Source organism: Microbacterium sp. IEGM 1404 (assembly GCF_030056775.1).
Classification (GTDB): domain Bacteria; phylum Actinomycetota; class Actinomycetes; order Actinomycetales; family Microbacteriaceae; genus Microbacterium.
Genome location: NZ_JASHKP010000002.1, coordinates 212,672 through 228,627 on the forward strand (window position 1 = coordinate 212,672; position 15,956 = coordinate 228,627).

18 protein-coding genes are annotated in these 15,956 nt (G+C 70.1%); 7 read left to right on the forward strand and 11 right to left on the reverse strand.

Features of this window, described 5'->3' with window-relative positions:
• Positions 1–4: 4 nt before the first annotated feature.
• From rplL to QM517_RS06730, 3 genes are all read right to left on the reverse strand, one after another.
• Positions 5–391 (reverse strand): 50S ribosomal protein L7/L12, encoded by a 387-nt coding sequence (gene rplL / locus QM517_RS06720; protein ID WP_076494519.1) that lies wholly within the window; start codon positions 389–391, stop codon positions 5–7.
• Positions 392–429: 38 nt separating this feature from the next.
• Positions 430–945: a 50S ribosomal protein L10 gene (gene rplJ, locus QM517_RS06725; protein WP_022879998.1), complete on the reverse strand. Its 516-nt coding sequence runs from the start codon at positions 943–945 to the stop codon at positions 430–432.
• A 385-nt stretch (positions 946–1,330) separates the two neighbouring features.
• Entirely contained in the window at positions 1,331–2,017 is a 687-nt protein-coding gene (locus QM517_RS06730) for a hypothetical protein (protein ID WP_283286107.1), read from the reverse strand.
• 595 nt (positions 2,018–2,612) lie between these two features.
• Here QM517_RS06730 and QM517_RS06735 point away from each other — a divergent pair.
• The 4 genes from QM517_RS06735 to QM517_RS06750 all read left to right on the forward strand — a co-directional run bounded on the left by QM517_RS06735 (position 2,613) and on the right by QM517_RS06750 (position 6,701).
• Entirely contained in the window at positions 2,613–3,287 is a 675-nt protein-coding gene (locus QM517_RS06735) for a YqaJ viral recombinase family protein (RefSeq protein WP_283286109.1), read from the forward strand.
• Positions 3,288–3,383: 96 nt separating this feature from the next.
• Entirely contained in the window at positions 3,384–5,078 is a 1,695-nt protein-coding gene (locus tag QM517_RS06740) for an MDR family MFS transporter (protein WP_283286111.1), read from the forward strand.
• Between the two features lies 1 nt (position 5,079).
• Entirely contained in the window at positions 5,080–5,544 is a 465-nt protein-coding gene (locus QM517_RS06745; protein WP_083735178.1) for a MarR family winged helix-turn-helix transcriptional regulator, read from the forward strand.
• Positions 5,545–5,678: 134 nt separating this feature from the next.
• A complete protein-coding gene (locus tag QM517_RS06750) occupies positions 5,679–6,701 on the forward strand; it encodes an NADP-dependent oxidoreductase (RefSeq protein ID WP_077052295.1) in 1,023 nt (340 codons plus the stop codon).
• Here QM517_RS06750 and QM517_RS06755 read toward each other — a convergent pair.
• Positions 6,688–7,590: a LysR family transcriptional regulator ArgP gene (locus tag QM517_RS06755; RefSeq protein WP_303655457.1), complete on the reverse strand. Its 903-nt coding sequence runs from the start codon at positions 7,588–7,590 to the stop codon at positions 6,688–6,690. The genes QM517_RS06750 and QM517_RS06755 overlap by 14 nt on opposite strands.
• A gap of 69 nt (positions 7,591–7,659) precedes the next feature.
• Here QM517_RS06755 and QM517_RS06760 point away from each other — a divergent pair, with 69 nt between their 5' ends.
• Positions 7,660–8,310, forward strand: coding sequence for a LysE/ArgO family amino acid transporter (locus QM517_RS06760; RefSeq protein ID WP_283286116.1), 651 nt, complete (start codon positions 7,660–7,662; stop codon positions 8,308–8,310).
• Between the two features lie 15 nt (positions 8,311–8,325).
• Entirely contained in the window at positions 8,326–8,604 is a 279-nt protein-coding gene (locus QM517_RS06765) for an acylphosphatase (protein WP_283286117.1), read from the forward strand.
• Here the strand turns inward: QM517_RS06765 and QM517_RS06770 are convergent.
• The 6 genes from QM517_RS06770 to rplK all read right to left on the reverse strand — a co-directional run bounded on the left by QM517_RS06770 (position 8,601) and on the right by rplK (position 13,317).
• Positions 8,601–9,653, reverse strand: a complete 1,053-nt coding sequence (locus QM517_RS06770) for an NAD(P)H-dependent flavin oxidoreductase (protein ID WP_283286118.1) — start codon at positions 9,651–9,653, stop codon at positions 8,601–8,603. The two genes, QM517_RS06765 and QM517_RS06770, sit on opposite strands and share 4 nt — an antisense overlap.
• A 2-nt stretch (positions 9,654–9,655) precedes the next feature.
• A complete protein-coding gene (locus QM517_RS06775; protein ID WP_283286119.1) occupies positions 9,656–10,435 on the reverse strand; it encodes an amino acid ABC transporter ATP-binding protein in 780 nt (259 codons plus the stop codon).
• Positions 10,422–11,045, reverse strand: a complete 624-nt coding sequence (locus tag QM517_RS06780; RefSeq protein ID WP_303655504.1) for an amino acid ABC transporter permease — start codon at positions 11,043–11,045, stop codon at positions 10,422–10,424. Before QM517_RS06780 ends, QM517_RS06775 begins: the two co-directional genes overlap by 14 nt.
• 119 nt (positions 11,046–11,164) lie before the next feature.
• The gene (locus QM517_RS06785) at positions 11,165–11,968 is read right to left on the reverse strand and encodes an amino acid ABC transporter substrate-binding protein (RefSeq protein WP_077052301.1); all 804 of its coding nucleotides are present in this window, start codon (positions 11,966–11,968) and stop codon (positions 11,165–11,167) included.
• A 213-nt stretch (positions 11,969–12,181) separates the two neighbouring features.
• Complete coding sequence (gene rplA / locus QM517_RS06790) at positions 12,182–12,874, reverse strand: 50S ribosomal protein L1 (protein WP_077052302.1); 693 nt, start codon at positions 12,872–12,874, stop codon at positions 12,182–12,184.
• Positions 12,875–12,885: 11 nt separating this feature from the next.
• Positions 12,886–13,317, reverse strand: a complete 432-nt coding sequence (gene rplK, locus QM517_RS06795; RefSeq protein WP_076494491.1) for a 50S ribosomal protein L11 — start codon at positions 13,315–13,317, stop codon at positions 12,886–12,888.
• 315 nt (positions 13,318–13,632) lie between these two features.
• Between rplK and QM517_RS06800 the strand changes: the two genes are divergently transcribed.
• Positions 13,633–14,592: a type IV toxin-antitoxin system AbiEi family antitoxin domain-containing protein gene (locus tag QM517_RS06800; RefSeq protein WP_283286126.1), complete on the forward strand. Its 960-nt coding sequence runs from the start codon at positions 13,633–13,635 to the stop codon at positions 14,590–14,592.
• 178 nt (positions 14,593–14,770) lie between these two features.
• Here QM517_RS06800 and nusG read toward each other — a convergent pair whose 3' ends face one another.
• Positions 14,771–15,898: a transcription termination/antitermination protein NusG gene (gene nusG, locus QM517_RS06805; RefSeq protein WP_283286128.1), complete on the reverse strand. Its 1,128-nt coding sequence runs from the start codon at positions 15,896–15,898 to the stop codon at positions 14,771–14,773.
• Between the last annotated feature and the right edge of the window lie 58 nt (positions 15,899–15,956).

Genomic DNA, 15,956 nt, shown 5'->3' on the forward strand with positions numbered 1-15,956 from the left:
TGAATTACTTCAGGGTCACCGAAGCGCCGGCCTCCTCGAGGGCAGCCTTCGCCTTCTCGGCGGTCTCCTTGTTCGCGCCCTCGAGCACGGCCTTGGGGGCACCGTCGACGACGGCCTTGGCCTCGCCGAGGCCGAGCGAGGTGAGCTCGCGCACGACCTTGATGACCTGGATCTTCTTGTCGCCGGCGGCCTCGAGAACGACGTCGAACGAGTCCTTCTCCTCGACCTCTTCGGCGGGGGCGCCACCGGCGGGGCCGGCAGCGGCCACGGCCACGGGGGCGGCGGCGGTGACGTCGAACGTCTCCTCGAAAGCCTTCACGAACTCGGAGAGCTCGATGAGGGTGAGCTCCTTGAACGCGTCGAGCAGCTCTTCGGTGCTGAGCTTAGCCATTGTGTTTCTCCTTGATCGGGATTGTCATCCGGGCCGGGTCAGGCCGCGGTGTCCTGCTTCTCGCGCAGCGCGTCGACCGTGCGAACGGCCTTCGACGGAAGCGCCTGGAAGACGTATGCCGCCTTGGTCATCGTCGCCTTCATCGCACCGGCGAGCTTCGCCAGCAGGACTTCACGGCTTTCGAGATCGGCGAGCTTGTTGACCTCATCCGCGGTCAGCGGGGCGCCATCGAAGTAGCCGCCCTTCACCACGAGCTGAGGGTTAGCCTTGGCGAAGGCACGCAGGCTCTTCGCGACGGCGACGGGGTCGCCGTGCACGAACGCGATGGCAGACGGGCCCTTGAGCTCGTCGTCCAGTCCCGAGACCCCCGCGTTGGCGGCGGCGATCTTGGTCAGCGTGTTCTTCACCACGGCGTACTCCGCGTCCTGACGGATGTCGTTGCGCAGCTGCTTGAGCTGGGCAACCGTCAGACCGCGGTACTCGGTCAGCAGAACGGCAGTCGAGTTCTCGAAGTGCTTCGTGAGCTCGGCGACCGATGCGTCCTTCTGCGCCATGGCCACTCCTTGTGTGTACGAGGCGCTCCGCGGAAGCGGGGCGCCGGCCAAGACACCGGGCGACGGCAAAAAAGAAGAGCTCCGGCGCAGGCGCACGGAGCTCGGAATCCCGATCGGGAAGAGTTACGTATACCTGCGCAGGTCCTCTGCCTTTCGGCAGACGCTTCGATCTTCGTGCACGCACGACGATGACCGGCGGTCTTTGGCTTGCCCCCACTGTACCAAGCCCCGACGCTGTGCGCCAAATCCTCGCGGCCCCGGCGTCCGCGCCGGGCGCGGCGGCCGCCCGCGCTTCCGAGAGCACACGATCCGGCCGAACGCATACGCTCCAGCGGCCCCGAACGTACGCGCTCGGCTCGATCGTGTGCGCTCGCGACCAGCGCCCTCACGACCGCGGGGTCACGCCGAAGGCGGCGAGGCGTGCGCCGAGGTCCTCGGGGCTTGCGATGTCACGGAACCCGCCGCGGCACAAACGCCATTGCGTCGTGCCGCGGATCCAATCCTCGCGGCGCTTCTCGTCGAGCAGTACCCGCTCGATGGTCGCGTCTCCTCGCAGCGCGGGGTCGCGGTACTTCGCCTCGCCGTCGAACTCCCAGAACGTGCAACAGTCCCGCAACGCGATGTCGACGAAGTAATCGTGCCCCGCTGGGCCGGCGACGGGCACCTGGAGGTCCAGGTCACGGAATCCCAGGCGGAACAACTGGAGCCGGCTGACGCTCTCCCCCGGCGATTCCGCCCGTCCGTCGGCGAATTCGATCAGCCACCTGGCTCCCGTCACCCCTCGACGGCCCGCGGCCCTCGCCGCGCGTTCTCGCATCCGATCGCGCCAGGCGTCCTGGGTCGCGGAGTCGACCCCATGCCCGCGTCCCGCTTCGCGCCGCAAGGCCGCATCAGCACAGGAGAGCGCCACTTCCATGCCGCGGGTCCTGGCGACGTCGAAGACCGTACGCTCCAGTGAGGTGCAGCGGATGCCGTCGATCTCGACGACGTCCGAGTCGTTCAGCTCGTCCTGGTGACGGCGAACGCGACCTCGGCTGGGCGCGCGCGATCCCTCCGGCACGGTGAGTTCCACGGGAGTGCGGCCGAAGCGGTACTGCGGGAGACCGTGGATGACAGCCGCCGACAGATGGGAGAGCACGGCATCCCCGCCCCTCATGCGGGCGATGACCGCGAGCGCTTCGAGCCGGTGGAAGGAGGCCGGGCGAAGGTCGATCAGGGACTCCCGAGCCGCATATGTGCCGCGGTGCACCCGCACCCACTCTCCGTCAGCGTCCCTTCGGAGCCGCCGGGCGCGAACGTCGCGATCGAGAAGCTCGGCGCGTGAATGCAACAGATCGCGTGCCTGCGCGAGGCTGATGTCGTTTGGCATCCGGTCAGCGTGCCTCGGAAGGCGCGCCCCGCGATCACATGAACCCCGTCCCTGTGGAGTCTCCCCCCGGACTGCCCCCCTGTGGAGAGTCCGCCAGCCCGAGCGCCGAAAGCACACGGCGCTGCCGAGCGCACACGCTCCGGCCGACTCGAACATGTGCGCTCGACCCGAACGTGTGTCTCGGCGAGGCCAGTGGCGCCCCCGGCGCGCAGCAGCGACCGCCGCCCACCCCACCGACCCGCAGGACACACCGCCGCGCCGAACGACCCGGGCGCCCGACCGGGTTAGTCTCGAACGCATGTCCCCCGAGCTCGTCGCCTCCCGCAGCGCCGACCTCGAGTCGCGGATCGTCGCCGATTCCCGCGACCGTGTCGCGTGGATCCGGGCGCGCTCGCGCGGCATCACCGCGACCGATGTCGCGACGCTCACCAGCACGAATGCGATCGCCCGGGCGGCGGATGCCAAGCTCCTGGGCTCGAACTTCTCGGGCAACGCCTACACGGCGCACGGCCGTCGCCGCGAGCCCGAGATCGCGGCCTGGGTGGCCGCGACGCACGGCATCCAGCCCTCTTCGGCGCTGTATCACGCGGTCGTGGAGCGGCGGCATCTGGCTACCCCCGACGGCGTGGTCGTCGACGGGGAGGGACGCATCGTCCTCGCCGAGATCAAGACGACGATCAAGGCGTGGCGCTCGATCCCCCGCACGTACCTGCGGCAGGTGTGGTGGCAGCAGCACGTCCTGGGCGCCGAGCGCACGCTGGTCGCGTGGGAACAGCACGACGGTTTCGTCCCGGTCGGCGACGAGCCCCGCTGCCAGTGGGTGGATCGCGACGAGAAGGAGATCGCGTCCCTCGTCCGCCTCGCCACCTCCCTCATCGACGAGCTCTACCGGCGCACGACAGCCGGACGCGTCCCCGCTCCTCGCCCGGAGCCGACGGAGAGGTACCGCGCGCTCGCGCTTCTCGAGCGATAGTTGACCAGAATCAAACACTTCGCGTATAGTTGATCCTCGTCAACTAACGCGCCGACGTCGTCGCGGCATCCTTCTTCCTCCCCTGGAGAGCTCCGCATGACCTCCTCCCTCCCCGAGACCGCCGCGCCGCGGCGCGTTCTCCCCGCCCTCATCGGACTGCTGCTCGGCATGTTCGTGTCGATGCTGGCATCCACCGTCGTCTCGACCTCGCTGCCGGTCATCGTCCACGACCTGTCCGGCGACCAGAACGCCTACACGTGGGTGATCACGGCGACGCTGCTGACGACCGCCATCTCCACGCCGATCTGGGGCAAGCTCGCCGACCTGTTCAACCGCAAGGTACTGATCCAGGTCGCGATCGCGATCTTCGTGCTGGCGACGGCCGCCGCCGGGTTCTCGCAGAACACCGACATGCTGATCGCCTTCCGCGCCGTGCAGGGTCTCGGCGCCGGTGGCCTGGCCGCCCTCAGCCAGGTGATCATGGCCGACATCATCAGCCCGCGCGAGCGCGGTCGCTACATGGGCCTGTTCGGCGCGGTGATGGCCGTCGCCACGGTCGGCGGCCCGCTCCTCGGCGGAGTGATCACGGATGCCTTCGGCTGGCGGTTCAACTTCTTCGTCGCCCTTCCATTCGCGGTGGCGGCGCTCCTCATCCAGCAGCGCACCCTGCACCTCCCGAAGCGCACGAAGCGCAAGGTCAAGATCGACTACCTCGGCATCGTGCTGCTCTCGACCGCCGTATCGCTCCTGCTGATCTGGGTGACCAACGCCGGCCGCTCGTTCGACTGGGCCAGCACCGAGACCGTCCTCATGGTCGGCGGAGCCGTCCTCGCGGCGATCCTCTTCGTCGTGGTGGAGCTGCGCTCGTCCGAGCCGCTCGTACCGCTCACGCTCTTCCGGGATGCCACCTTCACCCTCGCCACGATCGCCTCGATCGCGACGGGTCTGGCCATGTTCGGCACCTCGGTGTTCCTCAGCCAGTACATGCAGATGGCCCGAGGCGCCACGCCCACCGAGGCCGGCGTCATGACCATCCCCATGATCGCGGGACTCCTGCTGGCATCCGTCATCGTCGGTGCCCTCATCACGCGCTTCGGACACTGGAAGCCGTTCCTCATCGTCGGCGGCGTGCTGCTGATCGCCGGCACGTACCTGCTGTCCACGATCCACTACGACACCAACTTCGCCCTGGTGTCGGTGTACATGTTCCTGCTCGGCGCGGGCGTCGGCATGACGATGCAGAACCTGGTCCTGATCGTGCAGAACACCGCCGACCCCGCGCGGATGGGCGCGGCCAGCTCCGGCGTGACGTTCTTCCGCAGCCTCGGCGGCACCATCGGCGTCTCGGTGATGGGCGCGGTGCTCGCGAGCACGGCGACCGGGCTGTTCACCGACCGCGCGGCCGACCTGCAGGCCGCGATCCTGGGACTCGGCTCGGCCGGCGCCCCGGTCGCCGAGGCCCTGCAGTCGGGCACGATCCCCCAGGTGTCGAGCCTGCCCGAGACGGTCCGCGTGATCGTCGAGGACGTCTACGCCCAGTCCATCGCCCACGCGTTCCTCATCGCGGTGCCGGTGGCAGTCGTCAGCCTGCTGGCGATCCTCTTCCTGCCCAACCGCCCGCTCACGCGCATGACGACGTCCGAGCGCGTCTCGGCGAGCGAAGCAGACCTCGCCACCGTGTCCGTCCCGGCGGGCATGGCGACGCTGTCGACCACGGGGACGGTGGAGACGGTGGATGCCACACGCCGTCACCGCACCCGCTCGAGCGCCCCGATGGGGGAGGATGGGTGACGTGACCCACGAAGACGACGCCGAGCGGCACGCCGCCGTGCAGGCGCTCGAATCGTCGTTCTCGGAGTTGATGACCACGTTCCGCCGCTACGTCGCCGAGGCGGCGGAACGGGTCAGCCCGGGAATGCTCCCGGCGACGTTCAAGACGCTGTCAGTCGTGAGCCGCTTCGGGCCGATGACGCTCTCGGCTCTGGCCGAGCGACTCGCCGCGGACAAGGGCTTCCTGAGCCGGTCGATCAGCGAGCTCGAAGAGATGGGGCTCGTCACCCGGACGCCCGACCCCAACGACCGGCGGTCGCGTCTCATCGCCGTCACCGAACTCGGTCACGACCGTCTGCGCGATGCCCGCGCCCCGCACGAGAGCCGCCTGTACGAGGCGCTCACGGACTGGTCGGTCGACGAGATCGGGAACCTCTCGACGATGTTGCACGCCCTCGCCGTGGGCGGGGTCCCCGAGCGGAACTGATCCTCCGGCCGGCGGCGCCGACGAGGCGACGCGACACGGTGACCGAGGTGTAACACCGCCGAGACAATGTCGCGCTTGACTGAGGGAGTCGAGGCGGAGTCGCCGTCGACGTGACCCCCGAGGAGGAGCGCCCGATGAGATTCCGATCGTCGCGTCCCGAGGCCAGCGTCGAGGCGCCCGGTCCCACACTTCCCGAGACCATGCGCGCCGCGGTCCTGGACGCCCCCGGCGAGCCCGACGCCCTGCACGCCGCGACGGTCCCCGTCCCCACCCCGATCCTCAGCGAGGTGCTCGTCCGCATCGTCGCGGCCGGCATCAACCCGATCGACGCCAAGACCCGCGCCGGTCGCGGCGCGTGCGGTGCGATCACGTCGTGGCCGGCGACGCTGGGCTACGACTTCAGCGGCGTCGTGGTCCAGGCTCCGTACGAGGGGCATCCGTTCCCGCCGGGGACCGAGGTGTTCGGGATGACGCCGACACCGCGGACCCCGGGGACGTACGCCGAGTATGCGGTCGTCCCCTCCCTCTCTCTCGCCCGCAAGCCCACGTCGCTCTCGCACGTCGAAGCCGCCGGCGTGCCGCTCGCGGCCCTCACGGCGTGGGGCCTCGTCGTCGAGACGGCGCTGGCGCACGCGAACCAGCGCATCCTCATCCACGCCGGGAGCGGCGGGGTGGGGCACTTCGCGGTGCAGTTCGCCGCCTACTTCGGCGCGCACGTCATCGCCACCGGGTCGCCCCGCAACCTCGACTGGCTCCGCGAGCTGGGTGCGGCGGAGGTCGTGGACCATACCGCGGTGCGTTTCGAGGATGCCATCGCCGCCGTCGACGTCGTCGTCGACCTCGTGGGCAACGTCCACGACGACACCGGGACGCGCTCCCTCGAGGTCCTGCGTCCGGGGGGATTGCTCATCGAGGTCCCGACGGGCGCGTGGACCGGCTTCCGCGAAGCGGCCTCGGCGCGCGGCATCCGCTCGACCGGATACAAGGTGATCCCCGACGGGAGTGCACTGGCGACGATCGCGCGCCTCCTGGATTCCGGGGCCGTGCGCGTCTTCGTCGACCGCGTCTTCGATCTCGAGGATGCCGCCGACGCCCACCGCGAGCTCGAGAAGGGGCACACGCGCGGCAAGATCGTGCTGCGCGTCAGCGACGACTGATCCCGTCGGTCGCGAGCACCCGTCGCCCCTCGGCCACGACCTCGTCGGCGACCTCGTCGAGGAGCGGCGAGGTGAGGTTCCACTGCTGCCAGAACAGCGGCACGTCGACCGGGTCGCCGCCGAGGCGCACGAGCGTCCCCTTCGCGAGTCCGTCGGCCGATTGGAATCCGGGCAGCAGCCCCCACCCGAGACCGAGCGACACCGCTGTCGCGAAGTCCTGCGAGGCGGGCACCCGGTGCCGCGGCGGCTCCGCCACGGGCACACCCCGCGCCGCGAGCCACTGCGTCTGCAGGTCGTCCCGCCGGTCGAAGTCGACGACCGGTGCCGCGGCGAGGCCGGCGACGTCGACGCCCTCGGGGAACCAGCGCGCGGCGAATCCGGCCGACGCGACGGCTTCGTAGCGCAGGACGCCCAGGCTTCGCACGCGACACCCGGTCACAGGCGTCTCGCGCGAGGTGACCGCCGCCATGACCGCGCCCGACTCGAGGAGCCCGGCCGTGAAGTCCTGATCGTCGCGGTGCAGGTCGAACACGACGGAGCGTCGCTCCGCGACGCGCTGGAGCGGCGGCAGGAACCACGTCGCGAGCGAATCGGCGTTCACCGCCAGAGGCAGGGATGCCACGGACCCGCCGTCCGCCCCGATCGCCGTCAGCGCATCGTGCTCGAGAAGTGCGAGCTGGCGCGCCAGCCGGATCACCGCGTCCCCCGCCGCCGTCGCGCGCACCGGCTTCGAGCGGACCAGGACGACTCGACCCAGCTGATCCTCGAGTGCTCTGAGACGCTGGCTGACGGCCGACGGGGTCAGGTGAAGGCGGCGGGCGGCGGCATCCAGGGTTCCCTCTTCCACGACGGTCGCGAGCGTGCGGGCAAGGTCGAGCGGGATGGGCATGAAGCGATGCTAATGGTTCGTCAGAATCATGAACTGTACTTGACCTCTCCGCGGCCCTACCGTCGGATCGTGCTCTCCTCCCTCGCCGCCGGTTTCGGGCTCGGCCTGTCGCTCATCGTCGCCATCGGCGCGCAGAACCTCTTCGTGCTGCGCCAGGGCGTGCGCCGCGAGCACGTCCTCGCCGTGGTGGCCGTATGCGCGGTGTCCGACGCCGTCCTCATCGCGCTGGGCGTCTCGGGCGTCGGCGCGGTCGTCACCGCGGTGCCGTGGCTCCTGGGCGTCGTGCGCTGGGCGGGCGCACTGTTCCTCGTCGGCTACGGGATCGTCGCCGCACGAAGGGCGCTGCGCCCCTCCGGCGCGGTCCTTCACGTCGAACCGGAGACGTCGACCTCGGCCGCGGTCCGCACGCGCACGACCACCACGACGCGGACCGCCGCCGTGCTCACCTGCCTCGCGTTGACCTGGCTGAACCCGCACGTCTACCTCGACACGGTGTTCCTCCTCGGATCCGTCGCCGCCACGCACGGCGCGGAGCGCGGCGTCTTCGGAGTGGGGGCCGCAGCCGCGAGCGTGGTGTGGTTCACGGCGCTCGGCTTCGGCGCGCGCTTCCTCGGACGCTGGCTGGACTCCCCCACGGCGTGGCGGGTGCTCGACGGCGTCATCGCGCTCGTGATGTGGGCGCTGGCGTTCTCGCTCGTCCTCCCCGTGTTCACCGGCTGAGGACACAATGGAGGCATGGCAGCCGTCGAGATCACCGTCCGCGGTCACGTGCAGGGCGTCGGGTTCCGGTGGGCCCTGCGCGCCGAGGCCGAGCGCGTCGGGGCGACCGGCTGGGTGCGCAATCGCCGGGATGGCGCGGTCGAGGCGTACGTCGCCGGAACAGCGACCGCCGTGGAGTCGCTCGTCGCGTGGGCTCAGCACGGTCCCCCGCTGGCGCGCGTCGAGCGGGTCGAGGTGACCGAGGTCCCGGACGCCGCCGACGGCTCCGGCTTCGAGATCCGCGACTCCGTCTAGCCGAGGGCGTCGGGCAGCCCCGCGCGCAGTTCGGACAGGACGCCGGCGGCGTCGTCGAGCCGCGCGAGACCCGCCGCCTGGCCCGCCCACAGCGACAGCAGTTCGCCCTCCCCCGCCGCCGCGGCCGCGGCACGGAAGACACCCGTGAGCCAGTTCTGGGCGGGGAACGGCGCGATCGCGTCGGCCGCCTCGATCTCGCGGACGGCTCGGTTCGGGATGCCGCGCGCCAGCCGCCCGCTCATGGCCCGCGTCAGCACGGTGTCGGTGTCCTGGGCGGCCGCGATCGCCGCGCGATGGGCCACCGTCGCCGCGGACTGCCGCGTGCGCAGGAATGCGGTGCCGACCTGCACGCCCTCCGCGCCCAGGGCGAGGGCGGCCGCCACCCCGCGGCGGTCGGCGACACCGCCGGCGGCGATCACGGGCACGGACACGGCGTCGACGACCTGCGGCACGAGCGCGAACGTCCCCACGAGGGACTCCGCGGGATCGCGCAGGAACGACACGCGGTGGCCCGCCGCCTCCATGCCGGTGGCGACCACGGCGTCCACCCCCGCGTCGTCGAGCGCGACCGCCTCGGCGACCGAGGTGGCGGTGCCGACCAGACGGATGCCGTGCTCCCGGGCGCGCGCCACGGTCGCGGCATCCGGGGCTCCGAACACCACGCTCACAACGTCGGGCCGGGCGACGAACACGGCGTCCAGCTGGTCGGCGAGGGCCGGGAGGAACGCGGCGGGGAGTTCCGGACGCGCGGCCCCGGCGGCCTCGAACAGCGGGGCCGTGGCATCCAGGACCGGGTCGAGATCGACGTCGGAGGGTCCCACCTCGTCGCCGCGCGGCCACCACAGGTTGACGGCGATCGGCCGGTCCGTGGCCGCGCGCAGGCGGCTGATCGTGTCGTGGATGCGCTCGGGCGCGTACCCGTAGAGACCGAACGATCCGAGACCGCCGCCGGCGCTCACCGCGGCGGTCAGCTCGACGGACGACAGACCCCCGAAGGGCCCGAGGACGATCGGGACGTCGATCCCGAACAGCTCCGTCAGCCGTGACACGGTCAGTCCAGGGGGCGCAGGAGGCGATCGAGGAACCGGCGGGTCCGCTCCTTCTTCGGCGCCGTGAACAGCGCCGCGGGGGCGCCGCGTTCCACGATGACCCCTTCGTCGAAGAAGAGCACCTCGTCGGCGACCTCGCGCGCGAAACCGAGTTCGTGCGTCACGATGACCATCGTCCACCCCTCGTCGGCGAGGCCGCGTAGCACCTTCAGCACCTCGCCCACCAGTTCGGGGTCGAGGGCGCTGGTCGGTTCGTCGAAGAGCAGCAGATCGGGCTGCAGCGCGAGCGCGCGCACGATCCCCACGCGCTGCTGCTGCCCGCCGGAGAGCTCCGACGGGTAGGCGTCGCGCTTCTCGGTGAGCCCCACGCGGTCCAGCAGCGCCTCGGCGCGGGCGACGGCCTCGGCCTTGGGCACCCCGTGCGCCTGCACCGGACCCTCGATGACGTTCTGCAGCACCGTCAGGTGCGGGAACAGGTTGTGATGCTGGAAGACCATCGCCGAGCGGTCGCGCATCGCCGCGCGGTCGGACTTCCCCACCTTCCCGGCGAAGTCGATGGACGGGCCGCCGTCGAAGTCCACGACACCCGCCTCCGGTGTCTCGAGGGCGTTGAGGCACCGCAGGACCGTGGTCTTGCCCGAACCCGACGGTCCGATCAGAACGAGCACCTCGCCGCGGCGGACCTCCAGGTCGACCCCGTCGAGCACGCGGTTCGCGCCGAAGTTCTTCACGAGACCCCGGACCTGCAACAGCGGGGTCAGAGCGTCGTCACCGTGCGACATGGCGGTCGAGCCTCCTCTCGAGCACTCCCTGCCCCGCGGAGAGCACGAGGCAGAACAACCAGTAGATCAGGGCGGCTTCCAGGTAGATCGCCATGAACTCGTAGGAGAACGCGGCGATGTTCTGAGCCTGCCGGAACAACTCCGTGACCAGGATGAGGGATGCCAGCGAGCTGTCCTTCACGAGCGAGATGAACGTGTTCGACAGCGGCGGCACCGACACCCGGGCGGCCTGCGGCAGGATGATGCGCGTCAGGGTCTTGCGTGGCGAGAGACCCACCACGTGAGCCGCCTCCCACTGGCCGCGCGGGACCGACAGGATCGCGGCGCGGATGACCTCGGCGGCGTACCCGCCGACATTGAGCGAGAACGCGATGACCGCGGCCGGGAACGGGTCGATGACGATCCCCACCGCCGGCAGCCCATAGAAGATCACGAACAGCTGCACCAGCAGCGGGGTTCCGCGGATGACCGAGATGTAGAACCGCGCGACACCGCGCAGCACGACGTTGCGGGACAGCCGCAGCAACGCCATCGCCAGGGCGATGACGAGTCCGATGGCGAACGACGCCAGCGACAGCGGGATCGTCCCCCGCAACCCCGCCAGCACCATGGGCCAGAACGAATCGAGCAGCAGGGTCCAGATGTCGTTCACTCGGCCTCCTTCCAGTCGCGAACGCGGCACGCCCGCCCTCCCACGCTAGGCGGGAGGCGCGGGCGTGCGCCGGGGCTTTACTTGGTGACGTCGGCGCCGAAGTACTTCTGGCTGATCTCGGCCAGGGTGCCGTCGGCGCGCAGCTCCTCGAGCGCCGTATCGATGGCATCCGTCAGGGCCTGCTTGTCCTTCGTCGTCGCGAACGCGCTCTCCGAGGTGTCCTCGGTCTCCGCGGCGATCTTCAGACCCGTGGGGCTGTTCGTCTTCTCGTAGTCGAGGTAGGTCAGCTGGTCGTTGATCGTGGCGTCGACGCGACCCTGCTGCAGCAGAGCGACGGCCTGCGCCCACCCCTCGACGGCCTCGACCTGCGCGCCGCTCTCGGTCGCCAGCTCGTACCAGTTGCTGGTCAGCGACTGAGCGGTGGTCTTGCCGGCCAGGTCGGCGAAGCTCGAGATCGAGGAGTCGTCCTCCGTGGTGACCACGACCCCGCGCGACACGGTGTAGGGCGAGCTGAACAGGTACTTCTGCTCGCGCTCGGCGTTGATCGAGACCTGGTTGGCGATGACGTCGAAGCGACCCGCGTCCAGGCCCGCGAAGATGGCATCCCACTGGGTCTCCTGGAAGCGGACCTTCAGCCCCAGCTTGTCGGCGACCGCCTGCGCGATCTCGACGTCGAAGCCGGTCAGCGTGCCGGACTCGTCGTGGTACGAGAACGGACGGTAGGTGCCCTCGGTGGCGACGGTGAGGGTGCCGCCGGAGACGAGACCGAAGTCATCGCCCTGCTCGGCCGAACCGGACGTGGAGCCGCCGCTGCACGCGGTCAGCGCGAGCGCGAGGGCGCCGAGGGCGGCGGCGAGGACGGGAAGACGACGACGGGGCATAGCTGTTCCTTGCTGTGGTGCGGGTGAGTTCGGGGGGGGTGTGCGGGGGCACTCCGGAGGGAAGTGCCCGGGGCGCACCCCCAGCCCAACACGGATCGACGGGGCATCCTTCCCGGATGACGCCGTGTTGCACGTTCGTGCAGCGCGCGGTGCCAGCCCGGCACGCGAAAGCCCCGCCGGCACGAGGCGCGACGGGGCTTTCGGCGTGGTGCGTCAGACGATGGCGTTGACGTCGAGCGGGATGCCGGGACCGAAGGTGGTCGACACGGCGCCCTTCTGGATGTAGCGGCCCTTGGAGCTGGACGGCTTGAGGCGGACGATCTCCTCGAGCGCGGCCTTCAGGTTCTCGTCGAGCTGCTCGGTCGAGAACGACGCCTTGCCCACGACGAAGTGGATGTTGGCGTGCTTGTCGACGCGGAACTCGATCTTTCCGCCCTTGATCTCCTCGACGGCCTTGGCCGGGTTGGGGGTCACGGTGCCGGTCTTGGGGTTCGGCATGAGGCCGCGGGGTCCGAGGACCTTACCGAGGCGACCGACCTGGCCCATGAGCTCGGGCGTGGCGACGGCCGCGTCGAACGCGGTGTAACCGCCGGCGACCTTCTCGATGAGCTCGGCGCCGCCGACCTCGTCGGCACCGGCGGCGAGGGCCGCCTCGGCCGCGGGACCGTTGGCGAAGACGATGACGCGAGCGGTCTTACCCGTGCCGTGGGGCAGGATGACCGTGCCGCGGACCATCTGGTCGGCCTTGCGGGGGTCGACCGAGAGCTTCAGCGCGACCTCGACGGTCGAGTCGAACTTCTTCGAGCCGGTCTCCTTCGCGAGGGCAACGGCCTCGGTCGGGGTGTAGAACGTGTCGGGCGCGACCTTCTCGGCGGCGGCCCGGTATGCCTTGGACTTGGTAGCCATGATTATCTCCCTCAGTCCTCGACCGTGATGCCCATGGAACGGGCGGTGCCGGCGATGATCTTGGCCGCAGCCTCGATGTCGTTCGCGTTCAGGTCGGGCTGCTTGGTCGTAGCGATCTCGCGAACCTGGTCCTTGGTGAGCTTGCCCACCTTGACCGTGTGGGGCGTCGACGAGCCCTTGGCGAGACCGGCGGCCTTCTTGATGAGCTCCGCGGCGGGGGGCGTCTTCAGGATGAACGTGAAGCTGCGGTCCTCGTAGACGGTGATCTCGACGGGGATGACGTTGCCGCGCTGGGCCTCGGTCGCCGCGTTGTACGCCTTGCAGAACTCCATGATGTTGACGCCGTGCTGGCCGAGCGCCGGACCGATCGGCGGCGCGGGGTTGGCCGCGCCCGCCTTGATCTGGAGCTTGATCAGGCCGGTCACCTTTTTCTTGGGTGCCATATCCTTTTCCTCTCTCGAGCGGATGCCTCGCGGCATCCTCTCTCCCGCACGTCCGGCCGTTCCGGACAGCGGTCGCGCTCGCGCAGACGCACGAGCAACCTCCCCATCATACGCGATGTCCCGGCATCCCCGCTCCCCCACCGGCCGCGCTCGCGCCCGGCGTCCGGCTGAGGCGGGTCACGCATAAACACGGTTCGCGCTCATAAACACGCACGGAGCGTGTTTCTACGCGCGAGAAGCGTTTATGCGAGGGAGGGCAGGAAGTTACCCACAGCCCCGAAGTCCCGCCGGCGGCCGACCTGGCAGTCTCGCCGGATGGATGCCGTCCCCCGCTCGCTGCGCGCGTCGCCGACTCCCCTGCTCCTCGTGTCGGATACGCCGCGGTCGGGTCCGCCGCCCTGGCGTGACGAGTCGCTGTGGCGAGTCCGGGCCGGCGTGTACGTCATTCGCGCGGAGTGGGAAGCGCTACCGCCCTGGGAGCGCTACCTCGTTCGCGTCCACGCCTTCGCGCTGGCGCGACCCGATGCCGTCTTCTCGCACGAAGCCGCGGCGTCACTCCTCGGGCTTCCCGTCTTCGGGCATCCCCGCACGATTCACATCTTCGACGCGCGCCGTTCTCGGTCGGCGAGATACGGCGATGTCACGGTGCACACGAGCGCCGACAGGCGATCGCAGCACGAGGTCGCCGGCATCCGCATCTCCGCCGTCGAGGACGTGGCGATCGACCTCGCACGCGTGTTGCCGCCCGCGTTGGGCCTTGCTGTGGCGGACGCCGCGCTGCGCGCTTTCTCCCTCGACGGGGAGCTTCTGCTCGATCGCGCCGCGACACAACGAAACGAGTTCGGGCGACGACGTCTGCGATGGGTGCTGTCGCATGCCACCCCTCTGGCAGAGTCTCCTGGCGAGTCCATCAGCCGAGCCGTCATCGAATGGTGCGGGTTCCCCACCCCCGAGCTCCAGCGCAACCACCGGGTCGAGGGGCGTATCTTCCGGTCGGACTTCTGCTGGCCGGAGCGGAAGATCCTCGGCGAGTCGGACGGCTGGCTCAAGTACGGCGCCGACGACCCCGCCGCTGCAGCCGCAGCGGTCCGCGCGGAGAAGTATCGCGAAGACGCGCTTCGGCGGCAGGGGTGGCGCATCGCTCGGTGGGACTACGCGGGAGCACTCGGAGTGGCGGGGCTCCGCAACGCGCTCACCGCTGCGGGCCTGCGCCCCGAGCGCCGCCCCGAGACCGCCGCCTTGTCCTCGGTGGGGCGCAACGCGCGCTCGACCTGACATGCATAAACACGATCGACGCCCATAAACACGGGGGCAGCGTGTTTATAGGCGTCGATCGTGTTTATGCGTGGGGTGCCAGGCGCAACGAGGGCGGCGGATGCGGCAGCGGCCGCGCGAAACGCGGAACGCCCCGCGCGGCACAGGCCGGGCGGGGCGTTCGCGAACGCGCGGGGCGTCAGAGCATCTTGGTGACCTGGTCGAACGACAGCTCGACCGGGGTCTCGCGCTCGAAGAGCGACACCAGCACCGTGAGCTTGCCGCTCTCGGGCTTGATCTCGCTGATCGTGCCGGGCAGACCCGCGAACGAGCCTTCCTTGATCGTGATGGTCTCGCCGGTCTCGAAGTCGACCTCGGCGGGGATGACGCGCTGCGCCACGGGAGCACCCTTGGCGGCGCCGCCCTTGGCCGGAGCGGACTCCTTCACCTCGACGAGGCTCTTCAGCATGTTGAACGCCTCGTCGAAACGCAGCGGCGTGGGGTTGTGGGCGTTGCCCACGAAGCCGGTGACGCCGGGGGTGTGGCGGACGACCGACCAGGTGTCTTCGTTGAGATCCATGCGCACGAGCACGTAGCCCGGGATGCGCACGCGCGTGACCATCTTGCGCTGGCCGTTCTTGATCTCGACGACGTCCTCCATCGGGACCTCGACCTGGTAGATGTCGTCCTCGACCTCGAGCGTCGACTTGCGCTGCTCGATGTTGGCCTTCACCTTGCGCTCGAAGCCCGCGTACGAGTGGATGACGTACCACTTGCCCGGCAGCGAACGCAGCTCGGCGCGGAACACCTCGTAGGGGTCGAGGTCTTCGTCGTCGGCGGCGTCCTCGTCGACCGGGGCCTCGGCGGCGTCGGCGGGAGACACGGACGCCTCGACCTCGTCGACGACACTCGCGGCACCGGCGACCTCGTCGACGAAGTCCTCGTCGAGAACGGGCGCGTCGGGCTCGCCGTTGATGTCGGGACCGTCGTAGGGGGTGACCTCGTCGGCGGCCTCGGCGGCCTCTTCGGCGGCTTCTTCTTCGAGCGAGTCGTTGAGCACCTCGGCGGCGGCCTCGGCCTCGCTGGCCTCGTCGATCTCGAGAGCGTCGTTCACGATGGCGTCGGCCTCCGGGTCGGTGATGTCGATGTCGTCGAGCTCGTCGTCATCGTCGTTCTCGTCGTCGACGATGTGGATGGCGCTGTGCTCGGCCGCGTCGGAGGCGTGCTCCTGGGATGCCAGGATGTCGCCCTCCTGCGCCTCGTCGTCCTCGCTGGACTGCTCGGCCGTGGGCGCCCAATCGGCGTCGTCGACATATCTTTCAGACACTGGTGATCTCTTCCGTTCTGGGGCGGCCGCTCGTGGGGCCGCGCGTCCGCCGAAGCGC